The following is a 24,897-nucleotide window of genomic DNA, read 5'->3' as shown; positions in this document are numbered from 1 at the left end:
TGTTTCTATGTTCTGAAGTATATATGAATAATATTATCACTAGGAGGTAGTTTCGAGGATGACAACACCTGTACCAACTGCTTCACGTCGTCAGCTCGTCGCTGATGCTGAACGTGGGATCCGGATGAACTATCGCGGAGTGAAAAAAAATCTCCGTTCGATGTTCTCACAATATTTGACTCGTAATGAATTCTTCATTCTACGTTCTCTTTGTCAACAGAGTCCTCAAATCGCCTCTGCTTTGTCGAATGAGTTTCAGTTTTCAGCTTCGATGATCACAGCACTCGCTGATGAGTTGACGAAAAAAGGGTTGATTTCTCGCGAACGCAGCGAACGTGACCGCCGTGTCGTCGAACTTCAAGCGACAGACGAAGGTCGCGAGTTGTTCGAGACGTTAGAGAGCATGAAAATTGAATACTTGATGGATGTATTTACTGATTTCTCTGATGAAGAACTCATTTTACTTTCAAAATTGTTAGACCGCATGGATGCTTAAGCCATGAACAGACCTCAGCCGTAATGGTTGGGGTCTATTTTTTATGAGACATGAAAAAGGAGATGCAAAACGTGTGTTTGCATCTCCTTGCTGTCAGTTTGTTTCAATCAGGTGTGCCGTGACGACGATCCGGTCACGATACCCAAGATTTTCATCGTATGGCCCTGCACATGTAATCAGTTGAATTCGTTTCGCCTGAGTCGCCGCAAAGATTGATGCAAGCGGGACTTGATCAAGGCGATATTGCTTCACACTGACCACTTCATACGTTGCGACTTGATCTTCCGCCTGGAGCGTCACCAGTTCTCCTAGGGGAAGTTGACCTAGATTCGCAAAGATGGCGGGACCGTTCAAGTCATCAAGATGACCCGACAAGACGACGTTTCCTGTCGCCCCTGCTTTCGCACCATACTGATACCAGCCGACTTGATCCACTTCAGACGGAGTATCCATTCGACCAGCCTCATCTTTCCCGACCGCTTCAATCGAGGCATCGACATCAATGGATGGAATGACCAGTCGTTTCGGGATGAAACTTTTCGAATGAAACGATTGTCTATCGACCTGTTTAGAGGTCAATACGAGTGGTTCAGCGAATTCGGCCGTCGGCATGACGAATGGTTTGTCTGGTGCTTCAGCTTGAGCGCCCGTCACTAGAAAAGTGATGGTACCTAGAAAAATCAGCTTAAGCGTCTTGCTTCTGACGACGAAAGACGTAGAATCCAGCCGCTGCTGCTCCAACTACTGCTGCTGCGAGCAACCAGTTCATTGATGCTGTTTGAGCGAGACCACCTTGTCCTGTTTCAGGGGCCATTGCCATCTCTCCACCGTCAGCGGCAAGGAGTACTTCAAACGCTGGTTCTCCTTCAAGGAGTCCGATTGCGAATGCTGTATAGTTCTTACCACCTTCGAGTGCGACACCGTCAAGTGCTTTCACGACATCAGTCGCTCCTGCTGGACGAACTTCAAGGTCATACGTGCCAGCATCGAGTGTGCCATAATCACTTACTGCTTTGAACTCGAGGTTCGAGAAGAGTGGGTCTCCACCTTTAGGTGCGACATCCACTGCTGGTGCATCTGGTGCAAAGTGTGCGACGCGGACTTTTGATTTACCGTCTTCGAAGTTCGCATCATCTTCCATTGCAGCGATTTCGATGTTTTCAAGTTGACCGATTGCAGCAGCTGTGTAGAATTTGCCTGCTTCGATTGAAAGGTCTGCTGCGACGACGACTGTTTCTGCGTCACCTGCCGGCTTGATCTCAACGTTGTAATCCCCTGCAGGAAGTGTCAAGTAGTCAGTGAGATCCTTGAACTCTGCTCCCTCGACCGCGACTTCCCCATCCACATACACGTCAACTGCCGGTGCATCAGGTGAAGCATGTAGCACACGGACCATCGCATTTTCATGTCCATCGGCGCTAACCGGTAGGATGAAAGCAAAGGCCAGTGCTAGTGTACCCAGTAAAGACATCAACTTCTTCATGTGAAATTTCCTCCTTTTGTCTACGGTAACCTACGACTTGCATACAACAAGTGTGATGCAGTGCTACATGGTGTGCTACATCTGATTGCTATGTAGCTCGGTGACATCTTAAACTTAAGACAATCCGACAATGACGTAAAGGGGACACTATGTCCTGAATGTGCTCCAATATGCTAGCGCATGAAAGCGCAACCTTTACATAAATTGTAGTTCCCTCCCATCAAATTATAAAACCCTTCAGTCGGCGACTAAGGGGTTTTACTTGCCCATTCGATATCATTGACGAAAATGGCGTCGACTTGTAACGCGTGGCAGCGCTCGAGTTGTGCATCTGTCTTGATCGTATAGGGTCTGACGGGCACACCATGTCGTTGCAACGATTGAATCTCTTCATCCGTGATGCGATCGATATGCGGATGAACTGAATCGGCACCAACCGATTCCAGATATCCAACGGTGTCATATAGTGGCTGCGCGAGTAAGATGGCCGCCTCGATGTCTGGTCTCAACTTTTTTAATCGGTGAACTGTCTCGTGATTGAATGAAGAGAAGAGGATACGAGACGGGTTGATGTCCGACGAATCGATTGTGTCGAGCAACCGGGATTCGATTCCAACGTATCGTAGCACATCCGTCTTCACTTCAAGATTTAATCGAATCGATTCATCCCTCACAAGTTCGAGAAGTTCTTGCAGGGTCGGGATGACCTCTTGTTGAGAGAATCGAAACCCGGCGTTAAACCTTCTCAGTTCGTCGAGCGTGTATGAAGACACCAACCCGCTACCGTCCGTCGTACGTTCCAGCGTCTCATCATGAATGAGCACGAGCTCACCATCTTTGGTCAAATGAACATCTGTTTCGATCCCATCTGCCCCCGTATCCAGCGCGAGTCTGAACGCCGACATCGTATTTTCCGGTTGAAATGCCATCACACCACGATGCGCGAATCGTCTCATTTGGACACAGTTTGATACTTGTCCGTCAAATAGCGAACAAGAGGTTGAACCGAGATTTCTTGACCCGTCACTTTTTGGATGAGTTCATTTGGTGTCAGACGCTTTCCGTATTGATGAACGTTTTCCTGTAACCAGTCTTTGATTGGCTCAATCTCACCATCTTGGATCAGTGTCTCAAATTGAGGTAGGTCTACTTTCAACGCCTCCGTCAACTGAGCTGCATAAATGAGGCCGAGCGCATAACTTGGGAAGTATCCGAACGAACCACCCGCCCAATGTACATCTTGAAGTACGCCTTTAGCGTTTGTTGGAACATCGAGTCCGAGATACTCTTTATACTTCTCATTCCACGCGGCCGGAAGCTCGTCTACGGATAACGTTCCTTGAATGAGTGCTTTCTCGAGTTCATAGCGGATGATGATGTGAAGGCTATACGTCAGTTCATCCGCTTCGATTCGGATAAGTGAAGGTTTTGCCTCGTTTACTCCACGATAGAACGTATCAAAATCGATGTCACCATATACCGGGTAGAGCTCTTGGAGTTTCGGATAGACGCGGCGCAAGAACGCTTCACTCCGACCGATAAAGTTTTCAAAGAAGAGCGATTGTGATTCATGGATTCCCATCGATGCGCCACCGCCTAGCCCGAGCTCGTCAAGCATTGGGTCGATTTGTTGTTCATACGTCGCGTGCCCTGCCTCGTGCATCGTTCCGAACAAGGCATTACGGAAATCAGCCTCATCATATTTCGTCGTGATTCGTACGTCGCGACGGTTGATCGTGATCTCAAACGGGTGCACCGTCGCGTCGAGACGACCACGGGACAAATCGTATGCAACGACATTCATCCAGTCATGACAAATCTTTTCTTGAATGTCTGCCGGCATCGACCAATCTAGTGAAAGTGACTCTTTTGGAAGCTGTTGAATGAGCGGCACCAGCTCGTCTCGGAGAGAAGCGAACAGCTGATCTAACAATTCGACGGTCATCCCAGGCTCATAGTCATAAAGCAGGGCATCGTATGGATGCTTCTCATAGCCAAAATATTCCGCAAATTTTTGTTGGAATCCGATGATCTTTTTCAAATATGGAGCAAACATGTCCCAATCGTTTTGATTCTTTGCTTTTTCCCAAGCCGTTTCCGCTTCAGATACGAGCGTCACGTACGCTTGATACTCATCATGAGGAATCTTTGCGTTTCGTTCATATTGCGTTTTTGCGATTTCAAGCGAACGCGATTCGACTTCAGACAATCCACCTTCTTCAGACATGCGTCCTAATAAAGAAGCGAACGACTCACTCGTTTGTCGTTTGAACGCCTCGGTCGACAAATATCCGATTGTTTCCGCACGAAGCGGTGCCGACTGTTCCGGCATCTGAGTACGCATATCCCAATATAAGAGAGAGATTGCTTCATCGAACGCACGCAATTGCTTAAAATGTTCACGCCATTCTTTTGTTAGTTCCATCTGTCATTCACCCCTATGTGTTGTTCTGTTCTCTTTCTACTTTATTATAGCTATCAACCTTTGCCTATACTAGTTTACAAATCTTCTCGCATCTTGTAGGGAAGTGGTTTTGTCGCAGGACCTTCTAGGACGGCTCCTTTCGCATCAAAACGAGACCCATGACAGGGACAGTCCCAAGTCCGTTCCGCATTGTTCCATTTCACCGTACAACCGAGATGGGTGCATGTCAGATTGACTACGTGACAATGGTTGTCTAAATCTCGATACACCCCTTTTGTTTGATGGTCCACTTGCACGATTCCGCCTTCATCTAGTTGAAGGTCCTCGACACCCCGGCGCTCGAGTGCGCGTTCCACGGTCCCTTTTGCGAATTGTGTCGCTGTATCGAGATTGGTTTTAACAAATGATCCGACATCAGTTGGTTTGACGATTTTCCGAAGTGGAGACACCAACTCCGAAAATCGATTCGGCTGATTGGTAAGTTGATCCGCGAGTAAATTCCCTGCTGCAATCCCATTAGTCATCCCCCATTTTAGAAATCCTGTAGCTAGTAAGATGTCTGGTTCCCGTTTGAGCATTTGCCCGACATAGGGAAGCGAGTCCAACGTGATGAGATCTTGAGAAGACCAGCGATACGACGCCCGATTCGTTCCAAAATAATGTTGTGCATCATTCTCCAGACGATCATAGCGACTTCGGGTGTCCGTCACCTGTCCCGCTGTATGTCCTTCTCCGCCAATTAATAAATACGTTTTTCCATCATCTACATATGACCGATACGATCGACTGTTTTGGTCAACACTTAAATACATCCCTTTCAGCGGAGCTGTATCCGTTTCACAAGCGACGATATAGGAGCGCTCTACTGAAAATTTTGACACGTACAGGCCGCGTAGGTCATTGAACGGATAATGAGTCGCAATCACGACCTGATTGGCCTGAACCCTTCTTCCTGTAGCAGTCGTGACAATCGGACGTGGGCCTTGACTCACATCTAACGCCCTCGTCTGTTCATAAATCTTCCCACCCAGTCGGACGAATCGATTTGCCAATTCACGTAAGTACTTAACTGGGTGGAACTGTGCTTGCTTTCGTATTACGAGCGCTTGATTGATTGAAAAGGGAAGCGTGTTTCTGACTTCCTCCGTCGCCTCCCCTCCGTCAAGTTTCAACCGACGATAAGCATCTAGTTCTCTAGACAGTTGTTCACTCGGTTCCGTTGAATATAAAAACGAGTCTTCTATCGAATAGTCACATTCAAATCCTTCATCGATTTGCTTTTGGAGATAGACGAGTGCCTCTGCATTAAATTCGTAGTATAGTCGGGCAGTCGTTTCATCGAAATGTCGAATCAGCTTCTGATATATCGCTCCGTGTTGGACAGAACACTTCGCCGTCGTGTGTCCTGTCGTGCCGTGTCCAATCTCTAATGCTTCTAGAAGCGTTACTTGTTTTCCTCGCTTTTGGAGTTCATAGGCACAGACTAGCCCGGCGATTCCGGCTCCGATGACCACGACATCAGAAGATTCCGAAGCAGTTAACGGTGGATAAAGTGTCCCTGTGTCATGTTGTCGCCAGATGGAGTTCGTGAACGGATAACGTTGCATGGCTTATTCCCCTCTCATTAATGGCATTCTTACCTCTATACCCGATACACCATCGTTTCATCATCAATCATTGACCTAGTTCTTTATTTTATCGGCGCAATAAATATGCGTTTTCTATTATCTTTATAGAGTAACGATAAAGGAGGGACTTGTTTTGACCCGTAGAAGGAGACACCGAAGAAGAACGTACATCATGCGAAGAATGGTTGCAGCGGTAGTGTTGCTCGGAATCGTCGCACTGATCCCGACATTGGTCGGATTTAAGCAGGATAAAGAAGCACCGACACCCACTGAAACTGCGGCGCCAAAAGTAGAACCGATGAAACAAGGTCCCGTATTCCCCGACATCAAGATGGGAACTTGGCACCCAAGTGAAACGATGTTACTCCATAACGAAGACATTCCAGTCGGCGCGATGACTTTCGTAAATGTGGACAAACAAGAGATCATGATTGACAAAAATGCTGACGACCGCGTCTTCCCTGCCAGCACGACAAAACTGATGACAGCTTTACTCGCCTACGAGAAAGCATCGGCGGCAAACGAACTCGACCAGCCGCTCATTTCAATCCAGACTTCTACACTCGACATCCCTTGGGACAGCCACATCGCGCATCTTGAGATTGGCGATACATTAACGGTACGCCAGGCGTTATACGCCACGCTTCTTGAATCAGGGAATGATGCCGCAAACAGTCTGGCAGAGTATACGAGCGGTTCGACCGAAGCATTCGTTCAATTGATGAATGAACGGGCAAAAGTTCTTGGATTGACAGGTACCCATTTTGTGAACGCACACGGATACTCCGATCCAAATCACTACACGACGGCGAATGATATGGCCAAAATCACATACGCATTTAGTACATATCCTGAACTCGTTGAGATTGCCGGTACATATGAATTCAAAGCTGAATTCAATGACAAAGACGGAAATGGCAAACGACGCTGGTGGTATCACCTCGGCTCATCCGTCAATGAGAGAAGTATCCATTACTCAAAGTATGTGACCGCTACGAAAACGGGGTATACCGACGAGTCGGGCTATACGATGGTGTTTATCATGAAACATCAAAACGAGACGTATATCTTGGTCACAATGCAGGCAAAATCCGGGCAAACTTTCCCGACGATGCGTCTGGTCGAAGAGAAGGCTTTTCAATAATGTAAGAAAAGGGCATGTAAATCCATGCTCTTTTTTCGTTTTTTCAGAAAAAAAGACGTCTAATGTTACATTAATGTTACAGAGAGAAGTCTTCAACATTTCAAATATTCAGAATATTTAAACTTTTTAACGTCTAATTTTCACTCTCATCCGTTGATATGATGGGCTTTAGAGCCATTTTTCTGAAAAGGTGACAGTTTGCAATCATTTAAATCGTTCGGTAAGGTAAGACACAAGTTCGCCTTTTCAACTTTTGTTATTGACTGTGTGATGTGTTCACACAATCGCGAACGAGTTTGATAAAATAGATTTTCTTAACTTAATAGGAGGTAATTCAATGCTATGGCAAGAATGGGTATCAATCGCGCTTTATCTCGTGATGATGCTTCTTATCGGATACGTTGCGTATAAACGAACGACCGATTCATCAGATTATATGTTAGGTGGCCGTAAAATGGGGCCAGGAGTTACAGCCATGTCAGCCGGAGCTTCGGATATGAGTGGTTGGATGTTAATGGGACTACCGGGTGCAATGTACGCAACTGGACTATCAGCAATTTGGTTAGCCGTTGGATTGGTCATCGGAGCTTACTTGAACTACTTGTTAGTTGCTCCACGACTTCGCGTCTTCACAGAGATGGCGAACGATTCGATTACGATTCCAGACTTTTTAGAGAATCGGTTCCGAGATCACTCGAACTGGCTACGGATCCTATCTGCATCCGTCATCATCATCTTCTTTACGTTCTATACGTCAGCCGGACTCGTTTCTGGCGGGAAGTTGTTTGAAAGCTCATTCGGATTAAACTATCAGACAGGTGTCATCGTTACAATTAGTGTCGTGATTTTGTATACCCTCTTCGGTGGGTTCACGGCAGTTAGTTGGACAGACTTCGCACAAGGTGTCATCATGTTCTTGGCACTCGTGCTCGTTCCATTTGTTGCTTTGACGGATCTTGGTGGAGTAGACACTGCTGTCAACTCTGCAACGACAATCAATGCCGACTTGTTTGATCTCTTCAAAGGGACAACGACACTCGGAATTATCGGTCTCCTCGCTTGGGGACTTGGCTACTTCGGTCAGCCACACATCATTGTTCGCTTTATGGCCATCCGTGATGTGAAATCATTGAAAACAGCACGTCGCATCGGAATGAGCTGGATGACCGTATCGATCATCGGTGCAGTCATGACAGGTTTCGTCGGAATCGCTTATTTCCGTGGACAAGGAAATCCACTCGGTGACCCGGAAACAGTCTTCATTCAATTCTCAGAAGTCTTGTTCCACCCGTTCATCACTGGATTCTTGTTAGCCGCAATTCTTGCAGCTGTCATGTCGACTGTATCATCACAATTGCTCGTTACTTCATCTGCTTTGACAGAAGACTTCTATCGTAAGTTCTTCAACAAAGAAGCAAGTGAAAAAACAATGGTACGTGCTGGACGTATCGGTGTCTTGCTCGTCGGATTTGTGGCGACGCTTATGTCACTCAACCCATCTAGTACAATCTTGACACTTGTTGGTTACGCTTGGGCCGGTTTCGGTTCTGCATTCGGACCAGCAATCCTGTTGTCACTCTACTGGAGCAAGATGACACGCCAAGGTGCCCTCGCCGGTATTCTTGTAGGTGCCATCACGGTTATCCTTTGGATCGTGACTGGACTTTCAACAGTCCTTTACGAAATGGTTCCTGGCTTCTTCTTAAGTATGTTGGCAATCGTACTTGTCAGTAACTTTACAAGCCAGAAAGAACAGAAACGCATCAACCGTGAATTCGGTGAAATGGAAGCTGAATTGGCAGCTGCGAAAAAAGAATAATCCAGATCAATTTAAAAACTCGGTCCCTTCGAAGGGACCGAGTTTTTGTATTACATCGATGCTGCGATTAACCAGACACGAATTACAAACGGCACGAGCACCAACACGAGCATCGCATTACGCATCCATTTGCTCCGATTCCAGTAATACGCCATCAACACGAACGGATGAAGTGCGACTAGCTCATATGGATTGAACCAGAACCACGTGATAATCAGGACAATCAAGTAATACAGAACCGACTTTTCCTTCGTTGATCGATATTCACGCCACATGTCATACGCCCCTTTGAAGAACGCAATGAATGTCGCAATCCAAAACAAAATGACAATGATATTGTCGAATCCACTAAACAACTGAGTAACCACCTTTTAGGAAGCATTTTCTACATAAAAACCGCCCCAATAAATATGACGGTACGTAAACTCTTTTCCACTCTCTACAGTAATCACAATTTCATCTTCCGTCAATACGAGGACGTGAACAGGTACTTCTCCTTGGCGTAGCATCGGGCTAAACAATTGAAATTGTTTATTGAGCCATTTGCGTTCTGAGAAATTTTGATAATGATGTAGCGCAAGCATCGGATGACTCAAGTATGCGGCCCCAACGATCGCGATGGCGATAGGTGGAGCTCCAATTTCCATCAAGAATGTGAAGACGAGAACGAGTGACAAAACTGAATAGCCAAACTCAACCAATTCCATGAAAGAAGCACGACTGGCGATGACATATTGTATCACGCGAAACATGAGATACAATATGATACTCACAATTAGAAACTCAGAGAATGGCGAATGGCGAAACGATACATCCAAATAGAACAAGACAGGTAACAGGAGGATCCATTTCCACAGATGTAAGGCGAGGTAAAACAATGATTGATCGATGAAACGACGATTGTGTACGAGCCGTTGCATATCCATGTTTCCCACCTCCGCTTAGATGATGTGACCTTACGTTACCATTCCCTATTCTTTTAAATGATAACTAGCATTTACACGTCTAACGAAGTTTTTCTTTTCTCTCGATTAATGTTGCGTTTAAGAGTCCTCCTAGCAAAATCACAGAAGCAGCAAGGTAAAACCAAATCAACAAGACGATGAACGCTCCAAGTTGACCGTAGAACTGTTCATAGTTCGCAAACTGGGAATAGTAGCTGAACACGTTTGAAACGATGAGGATTCCTATAGTCGCAAATGCCGCCCCAGCCCAACTATTCTTGAATGTACCTGAAACACTCGGTAACCACTTATAAACGAAGATAAATACGGTAAAGAGTAAACCAGTCCCTACAATCCATCTAAAGTAAAACCATATCTGGGCATAGGTCGTGACGATCTCATCGATGAACAAGATATATGAAGACACTTCACGTAACGCGGTTTCGATCACCGGTACGAGTAATGAAAACGGGAGTACAAACATGAGTGCCAATGTGATTGCGATGTCTTGCAAGACACCTCTCCAAAAAGCCTTATTTCGGACCGCCCGATAAGCATCGTTTAATGCCCGGACCAACGACTGCACAGCAATCGATGAAATCCAAAGTGCGGGTAAGATACTGAATGATGCCAATTTCAATTTAGAGTTATCGAAAATCGCTTCGATGTTCCCTTCTAACAGCCGATAGCTCGCTTCAGGCATAATGAGGGATAACGCTTGTATCACATCACCGCTCGTAAATGGTAAAAAACCGACAATCCCTAATACGAATAATAAGAACGGGAACGTGGATAAAATGAAGTAATATGCCAACATGGCAGCTTGGTCAAAGAAGCGTTCTGTAAAAAAACGCTTGACGACTGTCGATAAAACTTGTTTCATCTTTATTCTCTACTTTCTTTAATATAATATGAATACGGTATTTGAAATATTATTGCTAAAATGAAGGAGAGGCTTCCGGTAACGGAAGCACTCTCATATGGGTTAACTGATTTCTTCTTTTTTCGCTTCCCACGCCTCGATGTGTTCTTTTCCGGGAAGATCGACGCCTTCTTTAAAGAATTCTGGGTCTCGCCCTTCTTTCTTCTGGGCCATGTAATCATCGAGTAACGTCTTCGCGACTTTACTCAAGCGGAAGATCGCATACATGTTGACGAGCGCCATGAGTCCCATGAAAATGTCAGCGATGGACCAGACAAGCCCTGCCGACCGTACTGAACCAAACATGACCATACCGACGACTGCAATCCGATAGATGATGAGATAGCGTTTCTTTTCCGAGATGAACTCAATATTCGTTTCACCATAATAGTAGTTCGCCAGAATGGAACTGAAGGCGAAAAGTAAGATGGCGATGGTCATGAGCGTCGTCGCAATCGGTCCAATCTCGACGAGAAGTGCCTCTTGCGCAAGTTCAATCCCTTGGAACGACTCGGACCCTTCAACACCCGAGATCAAGACGATCATCGCCGTCGCTGTACAAATGAACAACGTGTCCACAAAAACGCTGAGTGATTGGATCAATCCTTGTTTGACAGGGTGACTGACTTCAGCCGTAGCTGCCGCATTCGGTGCGGAACCCATCCCCGCCTCGTTCGAGAAGAGCCCACGTCGAATTCCTTGAAGGACAGCCGCACCGACCGCACCACCGAACAATTGTTGGAAACCGAGTACACCTTCAGAGAAGATGGCCGAGAAGACTTGTGGCACGACATCAAGATTCGTCAAGACGACCCAGATGGCCAGCAAGATATAACCTCCTGCCATGATTGGTACGATGATTCCCGATAGTGTTGAAATTGAACGTATCCCCCCGAAGATGACGATGGCGGTGACGACTGACAGAATCAAGCCGACCCATACCGTGTCGACCTCAAACACATTGTTCACGGAGAGTGCAATGGTGTTGGCTTGTACTGAATTGAAGGCAAAACCGAACGCAAACGTAATTAAGATTGCAAACACGATACCGAGCCACCGTGCTCCGAGCGCCCGTTCGATGTAGTAGGCCGGTCCCCCACGCCAAGCCTTGCCGTCATGCACTTTATACACTTGGGCAAGCGTGCTCTCAACAAATGCCGAGGCCGCTCCGATCAAGGCGATGAGCCACATCCAGAACACGGCCCCAGGACCACCTAATGCAATCGCCGTCGATACACCGGCAATATTCCCTGTACCGACACGTGCTGCGGTCCCGATTGCGAACGCTTGGAATGAAGAAACTTGACCTTTCTCGTGTTTGAGCCCCTTGACAAATAGTAGTTTGAACATCTCAGGTAGCATTCGGAACTGGACGAACCCCATCCGAATCGTAAAATAAAGACCTCCTGCAATCAAGACGAAGATGAGAAGGTACGACCATAAATAGTCATTGATTTGCATAATGAGTTCACGGATATCCAACGAAATCGCCTCCTTTTATCGGGTTTTTACCCGCTATGAATCTGACAGAAACAGTGGGTTCATTGCACGTTTTTAAGAATCTCTTCACAAAGACGATGTGTCTCTAAACTATCCTCAGCTAGGACTGACTTGTTCGCTTCCCCATTTAAAAGTTTGATGAAGTCATCAATCAAGTCGATAAAGCCCCGACGCTTTAAATTTGACTCCCACGGATCGAGCGGCCACTCTTTTATCCCATCGACGCCATAGTCTATGACTCGTTCGACGTCCCGCGTGACACGCTTCACAGATGGAGACATGACTTCCATCACTTCTTCCGTGCATCCGTTATCCCGGTTCATCCAGCCGATTGCTTCAATCCCACCCGCCTGAAAATGAATCATCACCTGTTTCAACACATCTCCTTCATATCGCGGCGTGACAGACAAGCGTTCGACAGGGTGAAGGTCCGTCAAATAACGAAGCGTATCGACGACGTGCACAAAGTCCTCGATGATAAATTCTCGAAGTGTCGCCGGTTTATACGTTCTGTTCTTTTGAATAAGTATCATGTTCTTTTGTTCGACTTGTTTAAGCGCCTCTGTCGCCGTAGCAAATCGGCGATTAAAACCCGTGACGAGATGAACACCCTTCTCTTTCGCAAGTGCAACAAGACGTTCCGTCTCTTCAAGTGAGAACGTGATCGGCTTGTCGATGAAAACATGCTTCCCTTGCCGTAAACAATATTCGGCTTGCTCGTAATGGACAGCTGTCGTCGAATGAATCATGACCGCATCGATTTTTGTCATCGGTACGTCTTGAAGGTCCGTATATCCTCCTTCGAAACGATAGGTCGATATGATGTCCTGTAACTTCTCTTCATCCCTTGAGACAAGATACACGTTCACGTTTTTTAATCCGGCGTATACTGGCAGATATGCTTTTTTTGCCACGTCACCAATGCCTACTACTAAAATATTCAATCGGTCCACTCCTTTATGTCATATGTAGAAAGCCCGAAGCGACTGCCTCGGGCTCACGTAATAGATACAATCTCAAAACTGGTGATCGGTTCACGAATCGCGTCGGATACAATCTGGTAAGCCGCATTTAGTTCCTCTTGATTATTTAAATCTGGCACCCGGTCCATCTCCACCTCGACCGTCCGAGTGTTCTGTTCTTTCGCGTGTAATTGATATTCAACGGTATACTTTTGCATCACATGTCCCCCTCTAATTATACATATGTTATGTATAACCTGTTCATCGAATGATGAAACAAGTGAGTTTGTTCATCGGAAGCAAAAAAATGACCGCTCGCTAGAACGGTCATTCGTTTATGACTCCGATTTTGGTGACGCGTCACGATCTGGTCGTGGACGACGTTTTCCAAAGTACTGATAATATTGAGTTTCGATGTTACCGTTGTACAACTTCCGACGTTTCGTCGCTGGGCGACCGTATGCTTTTTCGAAGTCCTCATAACTCGTCAGCATGTAGACGCTGTATCCAGGATACTTCGCATATTGTGCGCCGATGCGCTCATACAAGTCGATGATTTCTTCTTCTGACTGAAGTCGTTCCCCGTAAGGCGGGTTACCGATGATGACGCCGTACTCTTCTTTCGGTTTCAATGCGGCCGCATCACTATGGACAAACGTGATCGCATCACGGACATCGGCGAGTTCCGCGTTGTCTTTCGCAAGTTTCACCATACGCGGGTCGAGGTCGATTCCATAGATTTTGAGCGGTTTATCCCACTCCGCTTTCTCGTTCGCTTCGTTCATGGCTGCATACCACGCTTTTTTCGGGATACATGTCCAGTCCTGAGCGAAGTATTCGCGATTGATACCCGGCGCGATGTTCCGTCCGATCATCGCCGCCTCGATTGCGAGTGTCCCTGAACCCGTGAAGACATCATAAAATGGCATATCTGGACGCCAGTTCGTCAATTGAATCATTGCCGCCGCCATCGTTTCTTTAAGTGGTGCCTGTGAATGCAACTCACGGTAGCCTCGACGGTGAAGCGGTCCTGACGTATCGATTGTGATTGTCGCTACATCTTTTAACAAAGCGACTTCAATCGGGAATTTCGCACCTGACTTCGGCAACCATTCCCCTCCCTTATGGTAGCCACGTTGCATCGCTTCGACGATTGCCTTCTCCGTGATCTTTTGACAGTCCCGGATTGAGAACAGTTTCGATTTGACCGAGCGACCGTCAACCGTGAACGCAGCGTCCCACGGCATGAGATCTGTCCACGGCAATGCCACAACCCCGTCGAATAGTTCTGTGAATGTTGTCGCCTTGAACTCCGTTACGACGAGTTTGACACGGTCTGCCGTACGCAACCACATATTTAATCGTGGAATGTCTTCCATTTCCGCATCAATGTAAACTCGACCATTCTCGACTTCACATGTGTATCCTAAGTCTCTTACTTCTTTTGCAACGAGTGCCTCGATTCCCATCGCTGCTGTCGCAATCAGTTTACGTTTTGCCATCTGCAATCGCCTTCTTTCTACATTAAAATCTTTCATTCATACTGTAAGTTGTAAAAAAATCATGAAAAAAGGAGCTCAAGTATATGTGCTTGAACTCCTTGTCGTTGTCAGTTGAGACTATGTTGTCCTGTAAGCCATGTTCTGTACTCCGGTGCTCATAGCGGTCTCCCTGGCACGATGGAGTGACAATCATCTATCTGCGCACATCGGCGCCCTCCGTCCCGTTCGGTTCCGGTTCGGAAGTTCCCCTACCATAGTTTGGGTTTCTCGCTCGTGGGGTTTACCTCGTTCCACTCTGAACGTTTCCGATCAGACTTCGTCACTGTGGCACTTTCAAGAAGCGTACACCATATCCGAGGACTTAGGTGTTTCTTCTGCCGTCAACTTGCGTTGCCTACACTTATCTTTTCGTGTAGCACGATCACTACAGCCATCACAGGCTGTGCGAGCATGGACTTTCCTCAAAACTTGCGTCCCGCGATTGTCCAGACCTCATAGTCACTTCAACCATTGTAGCGGAAATTTCAACGATTGACAACTGAAATTCGAAACTTGATTTTACATTCAGTCAGCGCTAAAATAAGGCGTGTTCATTGAATAAGGAGGGATTTTGATGCATCAAGATGCAAAAAACGGTTGGATTCAACGTCTGACTTATGTAATAGAAATCGATGACATTAAAGTGCTCCACCCGAACAACGGCGTGTTCGCCTTCTACCGAAATAATCGTCTCGTCCGAGGGTTCGAACCGTTCGATATTAAAGCACCGAACGAATTCTCGAAACGATCTTATCATTTTGACCATCATAATTTAGCACACTTAGAAGAGCGTTTCCCTGACGCGATTCCGGTGTTCGACGAAACCCTTGAAACGCGTCGCGCTTGGAGTGATCGGGTTCGTGTCGGATTATGCGAAATCATCCGCGATGGTAAACTCAGTTTTGAGCATATTGACGACCAAGGAAATGTATTAGAAGCGAGTATCCGTTGGTGTGGAGAAGCCATCACCATCGATTAAATTAGATTAGCCGTCTCTCCTTTCGGAGTAGACGGCTTTTTTCTTTATAATGATTCGACAACTGGCGGTTCTTCCTCGACCGCGGGCGGTGTATAACTCGCCGATACGACTTTTTCACGCACATCTGTCGGCTTTAGAATCACCGTCAACGGTTTTGTCGTATCTCCTCTCACCGGGAACGTTCCGGCGATATGGAGAGCTTCATACATTTTGTTGCCTTCCGCATCGAGAACGGTGACGACCCCTTTACGAGTAGTCTGTAAGGAGAACGTCTGAGCATCTGCCGCATCAACCGATACGGACGTTTTGACCGTATTGATATAATCAATCGTCTTACTCGTAGACCGTTTGTATTTTCCATCGGTCATTTGGGCGACAAGCCGATACTGCCCACTCGGTAGCCAATCACCATATGCAAACATCGTGAAATTTGTATTCGGACTTAACGTTTTAATTTTCTTACTGCCCATATACAGTCCATACGTCGTTTTGATTGTCGGACGCTGCATGAGATTCAGTTTCACATCGGTTATATATCGTTGCTTCCAAATAGAATCAGTACTTAATGTCAATGGTCGAGGGGTCGCATCAAGTAGTTTAGATGTATTCAACTCCGTATACGTTTTCCCTTGAGAACGTGGCATTTTTGCGATCAGGGCATCCACCTCGTCAGGTGTTAAAAATGGATTGATTGATTTGACGAGCGCGAGACTCGCTGTGACCATCGGTGCGGCCATAGAGGTACCATCCATATAAATAAAACGATTATTCACCCCGAGTGAGAGAATATTCACACCAGGAGCAACGATTTTTACACTCGCATCCATGTTGCTGAAGTCAGCAACTTGATGACGAGAGTCAATCGCACCGACAGCAATCACTTCTTTCATATTCGCCGGGAACGACGTTTTAGTCATCCCATCGTTACCTGAAGAAGCAACTACGATTACACCTTTGGCTCTCGCCTGTTTGATGGACGCAGCTAAGCGACGATCATAGTCATCTCCACCAAGTGATAAGTTGATAATCGTGGCACCTTTTGCGACGGCAGTATCTACAGCTTTTGCCACCGTCCATGAGTCTGTATATTCAGAGTTTCTTCCATAGAAAACATTATAAAAATGATATCGCACGTTCGGGGCGAGCCCGGCAATTCCAAAATGATTATGCTTTCCTGCCATGATGCCGGCAGTATGCGTCCCATGGGTATCTGCGCTATAGGGACCTTTCATCGAATTCACGACGCGTGGAACATTTTTTAAATCTGTATGATTACGGTCGGCAGATGAATCGATTAGCGCCACGACGATATCCGAGGCACCTCTCGTTTTACTCCACGCCAAGTCTGTCCCGATTTGTCGTACATAATATTGATTCGTGATTCGTGGCTCTGAGACGACGTAGCCATGTTTTTCAAGCACGACAGGTTTCGCTGCATCCACACCTACAGGCAATAACAGCGCAATCGCTGTCAAAAGGGCAATCTTTTTCATTCCTTCCGCTCCATTCCAAACTGATAAAGTGATTTCATTATCTCAAACTTTGGATTAGATTTCCCTTTTTTTGAATAAAAAGTTGTCGACAAGTTTACCAATAGCTTGGTTCATCAGGATGTAACATCTCATATTCGACAATTCGCCCGATGGTCAAATACGTATAATACCGCGCCAGTTCAACTCGACTTGAGTCAGGACGAAATCCTTCTAAATCTTCTCCGAGCGGAGAGCCGTCGATTGTCTCAAACTGCTGACAAAAAAAAGACTCTGTTTCCGCATCCCAGACGATACGATCCCCGATATATCCACTTCCAAAGCGAATGTAATCGATGATGGACGGGACGATGACTTCAGCTGGTAACCGTTCACTCATCCGTCCGACTAGTTCGTATCTGATCCGGTCTGCCTGATCCGCTTCTTCGAGGGAGACACATTTTAATACTTCTTTATTGATTTCAATCAAGACAACATAATCACCAGGTTCGATGGAAAGCTTCATCGCCTCACCTCACTTTTCATTCCTTCATCCGATTCTCTACACGTTACTATTCGTGATGGGATGTGGAAATCCTGTCCATTCCGTATCATTTTCCAAATCTCAGTTGAATTCGCAACGATCGCTTGGTTTTTGATATACTATTCGTATGAATCTAGAGAGGAAGTGCACCATGGCCAAACGACCGTTGACCCCTCGTGAAAGTGAATTGATTGCGACCGCTTTATATGTCGTCGAGACGATTCCATACGCAGGATATATCGATCGTCTCGAATCTCTCACGCTACGAGACATCGCTGATGACTATTTGAATGGTACACTACCTGCCGCAGACGCGATTGACGCGCTTGACCAATATATTTATGTGCGACGCCATCGTTTCAAAAATGTGACACCCCACAACCTTTGGACGTTGGATGATCGCACCGAACAAGAAGCGCTGAGACACATTTCAAAACGACCTGAGTTGAAAAAAGGACAGACGCTGAATAAGCGGAATCAACCGTTTCAAGTCGGACAAGACATTGAGTTCAAAGTGGACAAACATGTCGACCGGGGGCAGTTCCGAATTTATATTGGAAAACAACAAGGATATACATGTAAAGCACAGTCTAAAGAGCGGGACAAAATGAAATCAATCACGGGATGGGTCACTCATATCGACCCAAAAGACCGATTGGTATTTGTCAACGTCACGGATTTTGGACGCTTGCCGATGGAACAGTCGATGAAGCAGGAGCTCGAATCGATGAGTGGCTCATTACTAGGATGGTTCGCGACGGCGACCCTACCTTCCGAAGAAGAGGCTCTACTTGCAAAACAAATGATTGCCACCCTTCAACGCCGCGATCAACCGTATTGGTTTACGTTGACAACCGCCCTTAATCATCCAAGACCAGAACACGTCAAGCGTTGGGGAACAGTCGTGAATCTGCTCTTAAAAGCATCAACGGGTGATCAAAAAGCGATTCAGACATTAGAGACACAAGAAGACAAGTACTTCAAAGATGCATTCATTCGTGCACTTCGAGCTTTGCACGAGGAAATGACGAAACAATTGAACTGATTCGACTCGAGGTGACGCCGTATGGGTCACCTCGTTTCACGTGTAAGTTTTATAGAAAGGAACGATTGACATGCGTTTACTCATCGTGGAAGATGACCCTTCAATTTTACGTCTTGTGAAAGAGACGTTTGAAGATGCAGGTCACGATGTTTTCATTGCAACAGACGGGAAGTCAGGCGAGCAGCTATATATGACTCAGCCGATTGATGCAGCCATTATCGACATTATGCTACCAGGTATAGATGGTCGGAAATTTTGTCGCCGCCTGAAAACGGAACTTGATATTCCTGTCATCTTATTGACGGCACTCGGCGAATGGGAAGATAAACGTCAAGGGTTTGAGCACGGGGCAGATGACTATATGACAAAACCTTTCATCCCAGAAGAACTACTATTCCGATTACAAGCCGTTTCAAGGCGATACAAGCGCTCATCTGCTTCGCGTATTCAAGCAGGACCGCTACAGTTGGATTTAACCGAATATGAAGTGAAACTCGACGATCAATTGTTCTATCTTCCCAAAAAAGAGTTTGAACTATTGTTTCAGCTCGCTTCATTTCCAGGCAGGGTATATCGTCGCGAAGAGTTGATTGAACTCGTATGGGGATTTGATTTCGAAGGAGATGAACGAACGGTCGATGTGCATATCAAACGACTCCGTCACAGGTTCGACCACCCCGCACTCTCGATTCGGACAGTGCGCGGTGTCGGGTATTCACTCGAGGTATTGAAATGAAGACATTATATACTCGAATCATTCTCACCATGTTTTTCATTTTACTCATTTCTGGAGCCATCTCGTTATTGATTAGTAATGTCGCTTACTATACGTGGTGGCAACCTTCTTATAGTGAGAAGACCGAGACAATCGCAAAACAGGCGTCGACCTATTTCTCAGAACATACAGATGCAGACGAAGACGCATTTTATTCGTTTTTGGCTGCGACAGGTTACCAATTGGTTGTGATTGATTCGACAAATACACAATCGCGCTATGGTGGTTCGTTTAGAGATGAATCGATTCCTGACGAGGTGATTTCATCTGTCCGTGCAGGCACACCTTATCAAGGAATGCGTGATTTCCCATTTCACCTGTTCCTTTTAGGGCTATTTGATAATGAATTGACGAATACGTACGGATGGACACTCGACAACGGAGATGTCGTCTTCATTCGACCTGACCTGAGTGCCCAAATCCGAGAGCTTCACCTTTTTGTTGGCATGTTCTTCGGACTCGTAACCATTCTCGCGTTCAGCTTGATTGCGATGTCGACTCGTTCGCTCGTTCGACCTTTAAAAACGCTCACAGCCGCGACGACTGAAGTGGCCATGAGGCAAGAGCCGAAACATCTGCCTATTGAACGAAAAGATGAAATCGGAACGTTAGCGAGACAGTTCCAAGAGATGACGAATGTAATCAAGCAGACCGAAGCACGACAACGTCGATTCGTCTCGAACGTCTCTCATGAGTTTCAATCACCCTTGACGTCACTCGTCGGCTATGCGGAAAAGTTGGCTGAAGGTACCGACGGTGTATCGAAAGAATATGCACGTGTCATCGAACAAGAAACAAGACGTTTATCTCAATTGACCAAACAACTCTTATTGTTATCGCGTCTAGATGAACATCCACCGACCCTTGCGTCGGATGTGAACGTGTTACAGTCTATCTCAGAGGTCATACAGATGAACGCATTTTTGCTCGACCAAAAAGGGATTGCCGTCATGACCGACATCCAGCCTGATGTCGAATTGAAAAGTGACCCTGTCCTTCTCGCACAAGTGTGGAACAATGTATTAGTCAATGCTATCCATGCCTCACACGATGGTGGGACGATTCGGATCACATGCACCGTCAATCCTCGGATATGTGTCTCCTTTATCGATGAAGGAATTGGAATGGATGAGGAGACGAAATGTCATTTATTTGACCGGTTTTTCAGAGGCGATGCCGCACGAACGACTCAAGGAACCGGGTTAGGCCTCGCCATCACATCAGACATCATCGCTTTGCACGGTGGACAGATTACCCTTGAATCGACTAAAGGAATCGGGACGACGTTCCATCTTCATTTTTGATGCCGTTCATATTCCGTTCATATTGAACGATTACACTTCCTTCATAGAACTTGAAGGAGGTTTTTTTATGCAATTAGGATGGAAAGAAATGTGGCGACAAAAACGAAAGTTTTCGATGCTGTTCGTGATCACCCTCATGATCGTCATGTTAACGACCTTGATCACGGGGCTTGCCGACGGACTAGCATATGACAACGGTTCTGCCTTACACGAATTGAACGTTTCAACGTATAGACTGGACAAAGATTCAGATGGTCAGTTGACGCGTTCCTTCTTGGACGTCCCAGCTGATGCTTCAACTGAAACGATGAGTGTCCGCCCGCTCACGATCACAATTGATGGAAAGAAAGAAGAGGTGACCCTCTTCGCCCTTCCTAGCGGGTCCAAGATTGGACCAGTCGAAGGTCTACGAAAAGGTGAAGTGGTCTTCGATTCGAGCCTTTCGGAGAACGTAAAGATTGGCGATACGCTGACCGACTTCGTGTCAGCGTATGACTTTACAATCGCTGGTGAGGCCCTTGGAAGATACAGCCATGGGCCCGTCCTCTATACGACGAATGAAACGTGGTTCGATTATTTACGTTACTCCGAACAACGTCCATATGTATCTGCCGAGATTGGAGCAAACGCTACGGCATCCGATACACTCACGATGAGTCAACAGGAAATCATCGAATCTGTTCCCGGTTATAGCGCCGAGCAGAGCACATTTACGATGATGCGGGCATTCTTACTGGTGATTGGAACCTTTATTTTGACCGCATTCTTTTATCTGTTCACCTTACAAAAGCTACCGGAACTCGGTATTTTGAAAGCAATCGGTCTCTCCCCACGAATCATCGGACAGGCATTGCTCTTCCAAGTCATCGTCATCGTATCATCCGCTGTCGCGGCGTCCATCGGGATGATGTATATCGCTGATGCCGTGATTCCATCGTCGATGCCATTTATCGTCGACATCGGTCACGTTTCACTATTTGGTTCCATGTTCATCATCTTATCGATTCTTGGTGCATTCCTTCCGCTCTGGAAGCTTCGCCAAATCGACGCGATTGAAATTATAGGAGGGAAAGCATCATGAGACTAGAGCATATATCTCATCAATTCGATGGACAACTCGTTCTAAATGATATTCATTTACACGTGTCACCTGGAGAATGTATCGCCATCGTCGGTCCAAGTGGGAGCGGGAAGAGTACGTTATTATATATTCTCGGTCTGCTCCGAAAACCAGATCAAGGAACATTCTCCATGAATGAACAAGATGTGTTTGATTTGGATGAAGAACAGCGACGGCTTCTCCGATTACATGAAGTCGGGTTCGTATTTCAGCAAGCACATCTGATCCCTTATCTGACAGTGCTTGAACAGCTCGAGCTCATTCAAGAAAATAAGGATGCCGACGCAAAACAACTGCTAGTGAAGCTTGGATTAGAACATCGATTACATCATCTCCCGACGACACTCTCTGGAGGAGAAAAACAACGCGTCGCCGTCGCTAGAGCCTTGATTAATTCGCCACAACTCATTTTGGCGGATGAACCGACGGCGAGTCTGGATTACGAGAACGGACGGCGTGTGATGGAGTTGCTGTCACAACAAGCACATCGTGAAGGACGTAGCGTCGTCGTCATCACGCACGATGAACGTATGCTCGATGTATGTGATCGTATACTGCGCGTCATCGATGGTACGTTGACCGAGGTCAATAGCTGAGCATCGGTTTACGCTGACAGATTTGACGAAGCTGATGCGTAAGCCAGCCACCAAAACGTACGGTGACCCCGATTTCCCCCTGCCGAGAGATTTTGGCACCTTCAATGGTCATGAACCGCTCCGCAATATGATTTGATTCGAGTCGCATACCCGAGAGACAGGCAAACGCACGGACGACCTCTTCTGGTCGACATCCCGTCGACCTTGCGATTTCCTGAACCTCGGTGTGTAGGCTCGTTTTGTTGTGTAGAAAATAACGATCGAGCAACAAATCAAACACGAGACCGACGATTCGTTCGTCACCGTCACATGTCCATTTAAAGGTCACACCGCTTTCGAGTGTTCCATTTGAATTACTCAACACACATTGAATCATTCGATAGCTATCCGCTCGTTCCATCACTGTTCCGATCCCCTTTATAGATTGTTTATCGATCATAGCGTGTATCCTTATGTGATGCGAGAAGAGTATCGTCATACAAACTTTGAGGTTATGGCACGTAAGAGCACAACTTACGTCAGAAAACAGCACGATTTCTCTTCGTTTCGGGTACAATTACGTTGAAAGGAGTCGATCATATGCAACGAAAATGGCAAATCGGATTAGCTTCACTTTTCACTGGTTATTACGCAATCAGCTACTATGCTTTCAAACGGATGACTCGAGGGAAACGGAAAACACCGGAGATGTTACTTGCTCCATACACGGAAGAGGACCGTGCTTTCTATCATGATGTCCCATTTGAACACGTCTCCATACAGTCGAGGGACGATTTTCGACTCTATGGTCGAATTTATCGAAATGACGCTTCGACGAAATGGATTGTGTTTGTACATGGTTATACCGCTTCACATAGCTTCATGGCGCCTCATCTAGCCATGTTCCATCGTCTCGGATATAACTTGCTTGCTGTCGACTTAAGGTCACACGGGGAATCCGAAGGCGTTTATGCCTCTTATGGATATCATGAAAAAATTGATATGATTGATTGGGTCGAATGGTTGAAAACGAATGAAACAGTCGAACAAATCGGTCTTCACGGAGTCTCGATGGGTGCAGCGACGGTCCTTCAAACGACTCCGCTCACAGACGTCGATTTTGTCATCGCAGAATGTCCGTTTGACGATATGGGGCAATTGATGCGATACCAATTGAAGGAATTGCATCGGATACCGGCAGAGCTCTTCCTTCCCGGAATCAATTATTTCTTATGGTCTCGTGCCGGGTTCACCATGAAGCAAGTACAACCAAAAAAGGCCGTCACTGAAACGACGACCCCAATCTTATTCGTACACGGCTCAAAAGATGATTTTGTCCCGACGTGGATGTCAGTCGAGATGAACGCGTTGAACCGCCAAAACGATTTGCTCTTGATTGACGGAGCAGAACATACAGATTGTATGATCAAGGACGCCCCTGCATATGAAGACGCAGTCAATCGCTTTTTGCACCGACATGGATTGGTCCAGCAATCAAGTCAAGCAGTACATGCAAGACCATGACCGGCCATAAGACACCCATGCCTAAATATAGTAGACCGAGACCGAAACCGACAATGCCCGTCGTCAAGATTCCTTTGACGCCTTGATAGGCATGCGCGATGCCAAAGAGTGCTCCACCAATAAGTGCAAGAGTGATGTTCGACCCATCGATATATAGTGTGATCGTATAAAGTAGAACGCCTCTAAAGATGAACTCTTCAGTCACACCTGCTGTGACCGAGACGGCACTCCACTCCTGTTCCTCTTTCTTCGTTCTAGGCAGGAGAAGCTTTTCTAAATCAAGCTCATAGTAAGGACGCAGGACACCTCGTAGTCGGGATGAGGTCTTGACTAACAAATAAAAAACGAGTGTCACTGTGACGAGAATACATGATAGGAAAAAGACTTGCCACGCCTGTTCGTTGCCTGGTTCTGGCGAAAATGTCAAACCTATTTTCGATGGCGGTACTTGAAATAAAAAAATGAGAGCTACAATCAACAAGGTCAGTCCCCATGCTGATTTAACGGTTTGGTCGTATACCCACGTCCGTCCTTTCGTCTCAATCAATGGACGAATCAGTTTTGCGTTAAAGATTTGGACGACCAACATATACCCAATAATGGCTGTAAAAATCAATCGTTCGAGCATCCATATCCACTCCTGTCCTTCCTCTTAGCTATATGCTACACTATTCGGGTATTGTCTAAAAGCTAGGAGG

General features: G+C 46.3%; 26 protein-coding genes and 1 other RNA gene. 10 read left to right on the top strand and 17 right to left on the bottom strand.

The window, feature by feature from the left end; translation table 11 throughout:
- Window positions 1–58 precede the first annotated feature (58 nt).
- Entirely contained in the window at window positions 59–496 is a 438-nt protein-coding gene (locus ACQKD4_RS06250; protein ID WP_074034413.1) for a MarR family winged helix-turn-helix transcriptional regulator, read from the top strand.
- A 93-nt stretch (window positions 497–589) separates the two neighbouring features.
- On the opposite strand, the gene ACQKD4_RS06245 is transcribed toward ACQKD4_RS06250, so the two are convergent.
- From ACQKD4_RS06245 to ACQKD4_RS06225, 5 genes are all read right to left on the bottom strand, one after another.
- Window positions 590–1,150 carry a class F sortase gene (locus ACQKD4_RS06245; RefSeq protein WP_427372777.1) on the bottom strand — a complete coding sequence of 187 codons (561 nt, stop codon included), beginning with the start codon at window positions 1,148–1,150 and terminating at the stop codon, window positions 590–592.
- A gap of 31 nt (window positions 1,151–1,181) precedes the next feature.
- Window positions 1,182–1,979: a DUF4397 domain-containing protein gene (locus ACQKD4_RS06240; protein ID WP_074034410.1), complete on the bottom strand. Its 798-nt coding sequence runs from the start codon at window positions 1,977–1,979 to the stop codon at window positions 1,182–1,184.
- 248 nt (window positions 1,980–2,227) lie between these two features.
- A complete protein-coding gene (locus ACQKD4_RS06235) occupies window positions 2,228–2,908 on the bottom strand; it encodes a glycerophosphodiester phosphodiesterase (RefSeq protein ID WP_427372776.1) in 681 nt (226 codons plus the stop codon).
- 23 nt (window positions 2,909–2,931) lie between these two features.
- Window positions 2,932–4,404: a carboxypeptidase M32 gene (locus tag ACQKD4_RS06230; protein ID WP_427372775.1), complete on the bottom strand. Its 1,473-nt coding sequence runs from the start codon at window positions 4,402–4,404 to the stop codon at window positions 2,932–2,934.
- Between the two features lie 74 nt (window positions 4,405–4,478).
- Window positions 4,479–6,011 carry an FAD-dependent oxidoreductase gene (locus tag ACQKD4_RS06225; RefSeq protein ID WP_427372774.1) on the bottom strand — a complete coding sequence of 511 codons (1,533 nt, stop codon included), beginning with the start codon at window positions 6,009–6,011 and terminating at the stop codon, window positions 4,479–4,481.
- A gap of 193 nt (window positions 6,012–6,204) precedes the next feature.
- On the opposite strand from ACQKD4_RS06225, the gene ACQKD4_RS06220 reads away from it, so the two are divergent.
- Complete coding sequence (locus ACQKD4_RS06220) at window positions 6,205–7,176, top strand: D-alanyl-D-alanine carboxypeptidase family protein (RefSeq protein WP_427372773.1); 972 nt, start codon at window positions 6,205–6,207, stop codon at window positions 7,174–7,176.
- Between the two features lie 337 nt (window positions 7,177–7,513).
- Entirely contained in the window at window positions 7,514–8,995 is a 1,482-nt protein-coding gene (putP, locus tag ACQKD4_RS06215) for a sodium/proline symporter PutP (protein WP_214782866.1), read from the top strand.
- Between the two features lie 50 nt (window positions 8,996–9,045).
- On the opposite strand, the gene ACQKD4_RS06210 is transcribed toward putP, so the two are convergent.
- From ACQKD4_RS06210 to rnpB, 8 genes are all read right to left on the bottom strand, one after another.
- A complete protein-coding gene (locus tag ACQKD4_RS06210; RefSeq protein WP_083600139.1) occupies window positions 9,046–9,351 on the bottom strand; it encodes a hypothetical protein in 306 nt (101 codons plus the stop codon).
- 15 nt (window positions 9,352–9,366) lie between these two features.
- Window positions 9,367–9,921 (bottom strand): hypothetical protein, encoded by a 555-nt coding sequence (locus ACQKD4_RS06205; protein ID WP_214692517.1) that lies wholly within the window; start codon window positions 9,919–9,921, stop codon window positions 9,367–9,369.
- 79 nt (window positions 9,922–10,000) lie between these two features.
- On the bottom strand, window positions 10,001–10,822 hold the full coding sequence (locus ACQKD4_RS06200) for a YihY/virulence factor BrkB family protein (protein WP_214874431.1): 822 nt from the start codon (window positions 10,820–10,822) through the stop codon (window positions 10,001–10,003).
- A 102-nt stretch (window positions 10,823–10,924) separates the two neighbouring features.
- Window positions 10,925–12,343, bottom strand: coding sequence for an alanine/glycine:cation symporter family protein (locus tag ACQKD4_RS06195; protein ID WP_274664391.1), 1,419 nt, complete (start codon window positions 12,341–12,343; stop codon window positions 10,925–10,927).
- A gap of 59 nt (window positions 12,344–12,402) precedes the next feature.
- Window positions 12,403–13,314, bottom strand: coding sequence for a Gfo/Idh/MocA family protein (locus tag ACQKD4_RS06190; RefSeq protein ID WP_427372772.1), 912 nt, complete (start codon window positions 13,312–13,314; stop codon window positions 12,403–12,405).
- A 44-nt stretch (window positions 13,315–13,358) separates the two neighbouring features.
- Complete coding sequence (locus ACQKD4_RS06185) at window positions 13,359–13,541, bottom strand: hypothetical protein (RefSeq protein ID WP_074034388.1); 183 nt, start codon at window positions 13,539–13,541, stop codon at window positions 13,359–13,361.
- A gap of 117 nt (window positions 13,542–13,658) precedes the next feature.
- On the bottom strand, window positions 13,659–14,825 hold the full coding sequence (locus ACQKD4_RS06180) for a THUMP domain-containing class I SAM-dependent RNA methyltransferase (protein ID WP_427372771.1): 1,167 nt from the start codon (window positions 14,823–14,825) through the stop codon (window positions 13,659–13,661).
- A gap of 125 nt (window positions 14,826–14,950) precedes the next feature.
- Window positions 14,951–15,318: RNase P RNA component class B (gene rnpB / locus ACQKD4_RS06175), an RNA gene on the bottom strand.
- Window positions 15,319–15,438: 120 nt separating this feature from the next.
- Between rnpB and ACQKD4_RS06170 the strand changes: the two genes are divergently transcribed.
- Window positions 15,439–15,843 (top strand): hypothetical protein, encoded by a 405-nt coding sequence (locus ACQKD4_RS06170; RefSeq protein ID WP_427372770.1) that lies wholly within the window; start codon window positions 15,439–15,441, stop codon window positions 15,841–15,843.
- A gap of 44 nt (window positions 15,844–15,887) precedes the next feature.
- On the opposite strand, the gene ACQKD4_RS06165 is transcribed toward ACQKD4_RS06170, so the two are convergent.
- Window positions 15,888–17,336 (bottom strand): S8 family peptidase, encoded by a 1,449-nt coding sequence (locus ACQKD4_RS06165; protein WP_427372769.1) that lies wholly within the window; start codon window positions 17,334–17,336, stop codon window positions 15,888–15,890.
- A gap of 94 nt (window positions 17,337–17,430) precedes the next feature.
- A complete protein-coding gene (locus ACQKD4_RS06160) occupies window positions 17,431–17,838 on the bottom strand; it encodes a hypothetical protein (protein WP_074034380.1) in 408 nt (135 codons plus the stop codon).
- A gap of 169 nt (window positions 17,839–18,007) precedes the next feature.
- Between ACQKD4_RS06160 and ACQKD4_RS06155 the strand changes: the two genes are divergently transcribed.
- From ACQKD4_RS06155 to ACQKD4_RS06135, 5 genes are all read left to right on the top strand, one after another.
- Window positions 18,008–18,901: a hypothetical protein gene (locus ACQKD4_RS06155; RefSeq protein ID WP_427372768.1), complete on the top strand. Its 894-nt coding sequence runs from the start codon at window positions 18,008–18,010 to the stop codon at window positions 18,899–18,901.
- Window positions 18,902–18,971: 70 nt separating this feature from the next.
- Window positions 18,972–19,637: a response regulator transcription factor gene (locus tag ACQKD4_RS06150; RefSeq protein ID WP_427372767.1), complete on the top strand. Its 666-nt coding sequence runs from the start codon at window positions 18,972–18,974 to the stop codon at window positions 19,635–19,637.
- Window positions 19,634–20,980, top strand: a complete 1,347-nt coding sequence (locus ACQKD4_RS06145) for a sensor histidine kinase (protein WP_427372766.1) — start codon at window positions 19,634–19,636, stop codon at window positions 20,978–20,980. The genes ACQKD4_RS06150 and ACQKD4_RS06145 overlap by 4 nt, the downstream gene beginning before the upstream one ends.
- Before the next feature lie 67 nt (window positions 20,981–21,047).
- Window positions 21,048–22,061 carry an ABC transporter permease gene (locus ACQKD4_RS06140; protein WP_427372765.1) on the top strand — a complete coding sequence of 338 codons (1,014 nt, stop codon included), beginning with the start codon at window positions 21,048–21,050 and terminating at the stop codon, window positions 22,059–22,061.
- Window positions 22,058–22,696, top strand: a complete 639-nt coding sequence (locus ACQKD4_RS06135; protein ID WP_427372764.1) for an ABC transporter ATP-binding protein — start codon at window positions 22,058–22,060, stop codon at window positions 22,694–22,696. The genes ACQKD4_RS06140 and ACQKD4_RS06135 overlap by 4 nt, the downstream gene beginning before the upstream one ends.
- Here ACQKD4_RS06135 and ACQKD4_RS06130 read toward each other — a convergent pair.
- Window positions 22,686–23,135 carry a hypothetical protein gene (locus tag ACQKD4_RS06130; RefSeq protein WP_427372763.1) on the bottom strand — a complete coding sequence of 150 codons (450 nt, stop codon included), beginning with the start codon at window positions 23,133–23,135 and terminating at the stop codon, window positions 22,686–22,688. The two genes, ACQKD4_RS06135 and ACQKD4_RS06130, sit on opposite strands and share 11 nt — an antisense overlap.
- Before the next feature lie 140 nt (window positions 23,136–23,275).
- Here ACQKD4_RS06130 and ACQKD4_RS06125 point away from each other — a divergent pair, with 140 nt between their 5' ends.
- Window positions 23,276–24,199, top strand: a complete 924-nt coding sequence (locus ACQKD4_RS06125; protein ID WP_427372762.1) for an alpha/beta hydrolase — start codon at window positions 23,276–23,278, stop codon at window positions 24,197–24,199.
- On the opposite strand, the gene ACQKD4_RS06120 is transcribed toward ACQKD4_RS06125, so the two are convergent.
- Window positions 24,132–24,827: a CPBP family intramembrane glutamic endopeptidase gene (locus ACQKD4_RS06120; RefSeq protein ID WP_427372761.1), complete on the bottom strand. Its 696-nt coding sequence runs from the start codon at window positions 24,825–24,827 to the stop codon at window positions 24,132–24,134. The genes ACQKD4_RS06125 and ACQKD4_RS06120 overlap by 68 nt on opposite strands.
- Between the last annotated feature and the right edge of the window lie 70 nt (window positions 24,828–24,897).

The organism is Exiguobacterium sp. NPDC077395 (genome assembly GCF_050269125.1).
GTDB lineage: Bacteria > Bacillota > Bacilli > Exiguobacteriales > Exiguobacteriaceae > Exiguobacterium > Exiguobacterium aestuarii_A.
This window is presented reverse-complemented; position numbering and strand designations above follow the sequence as displayed.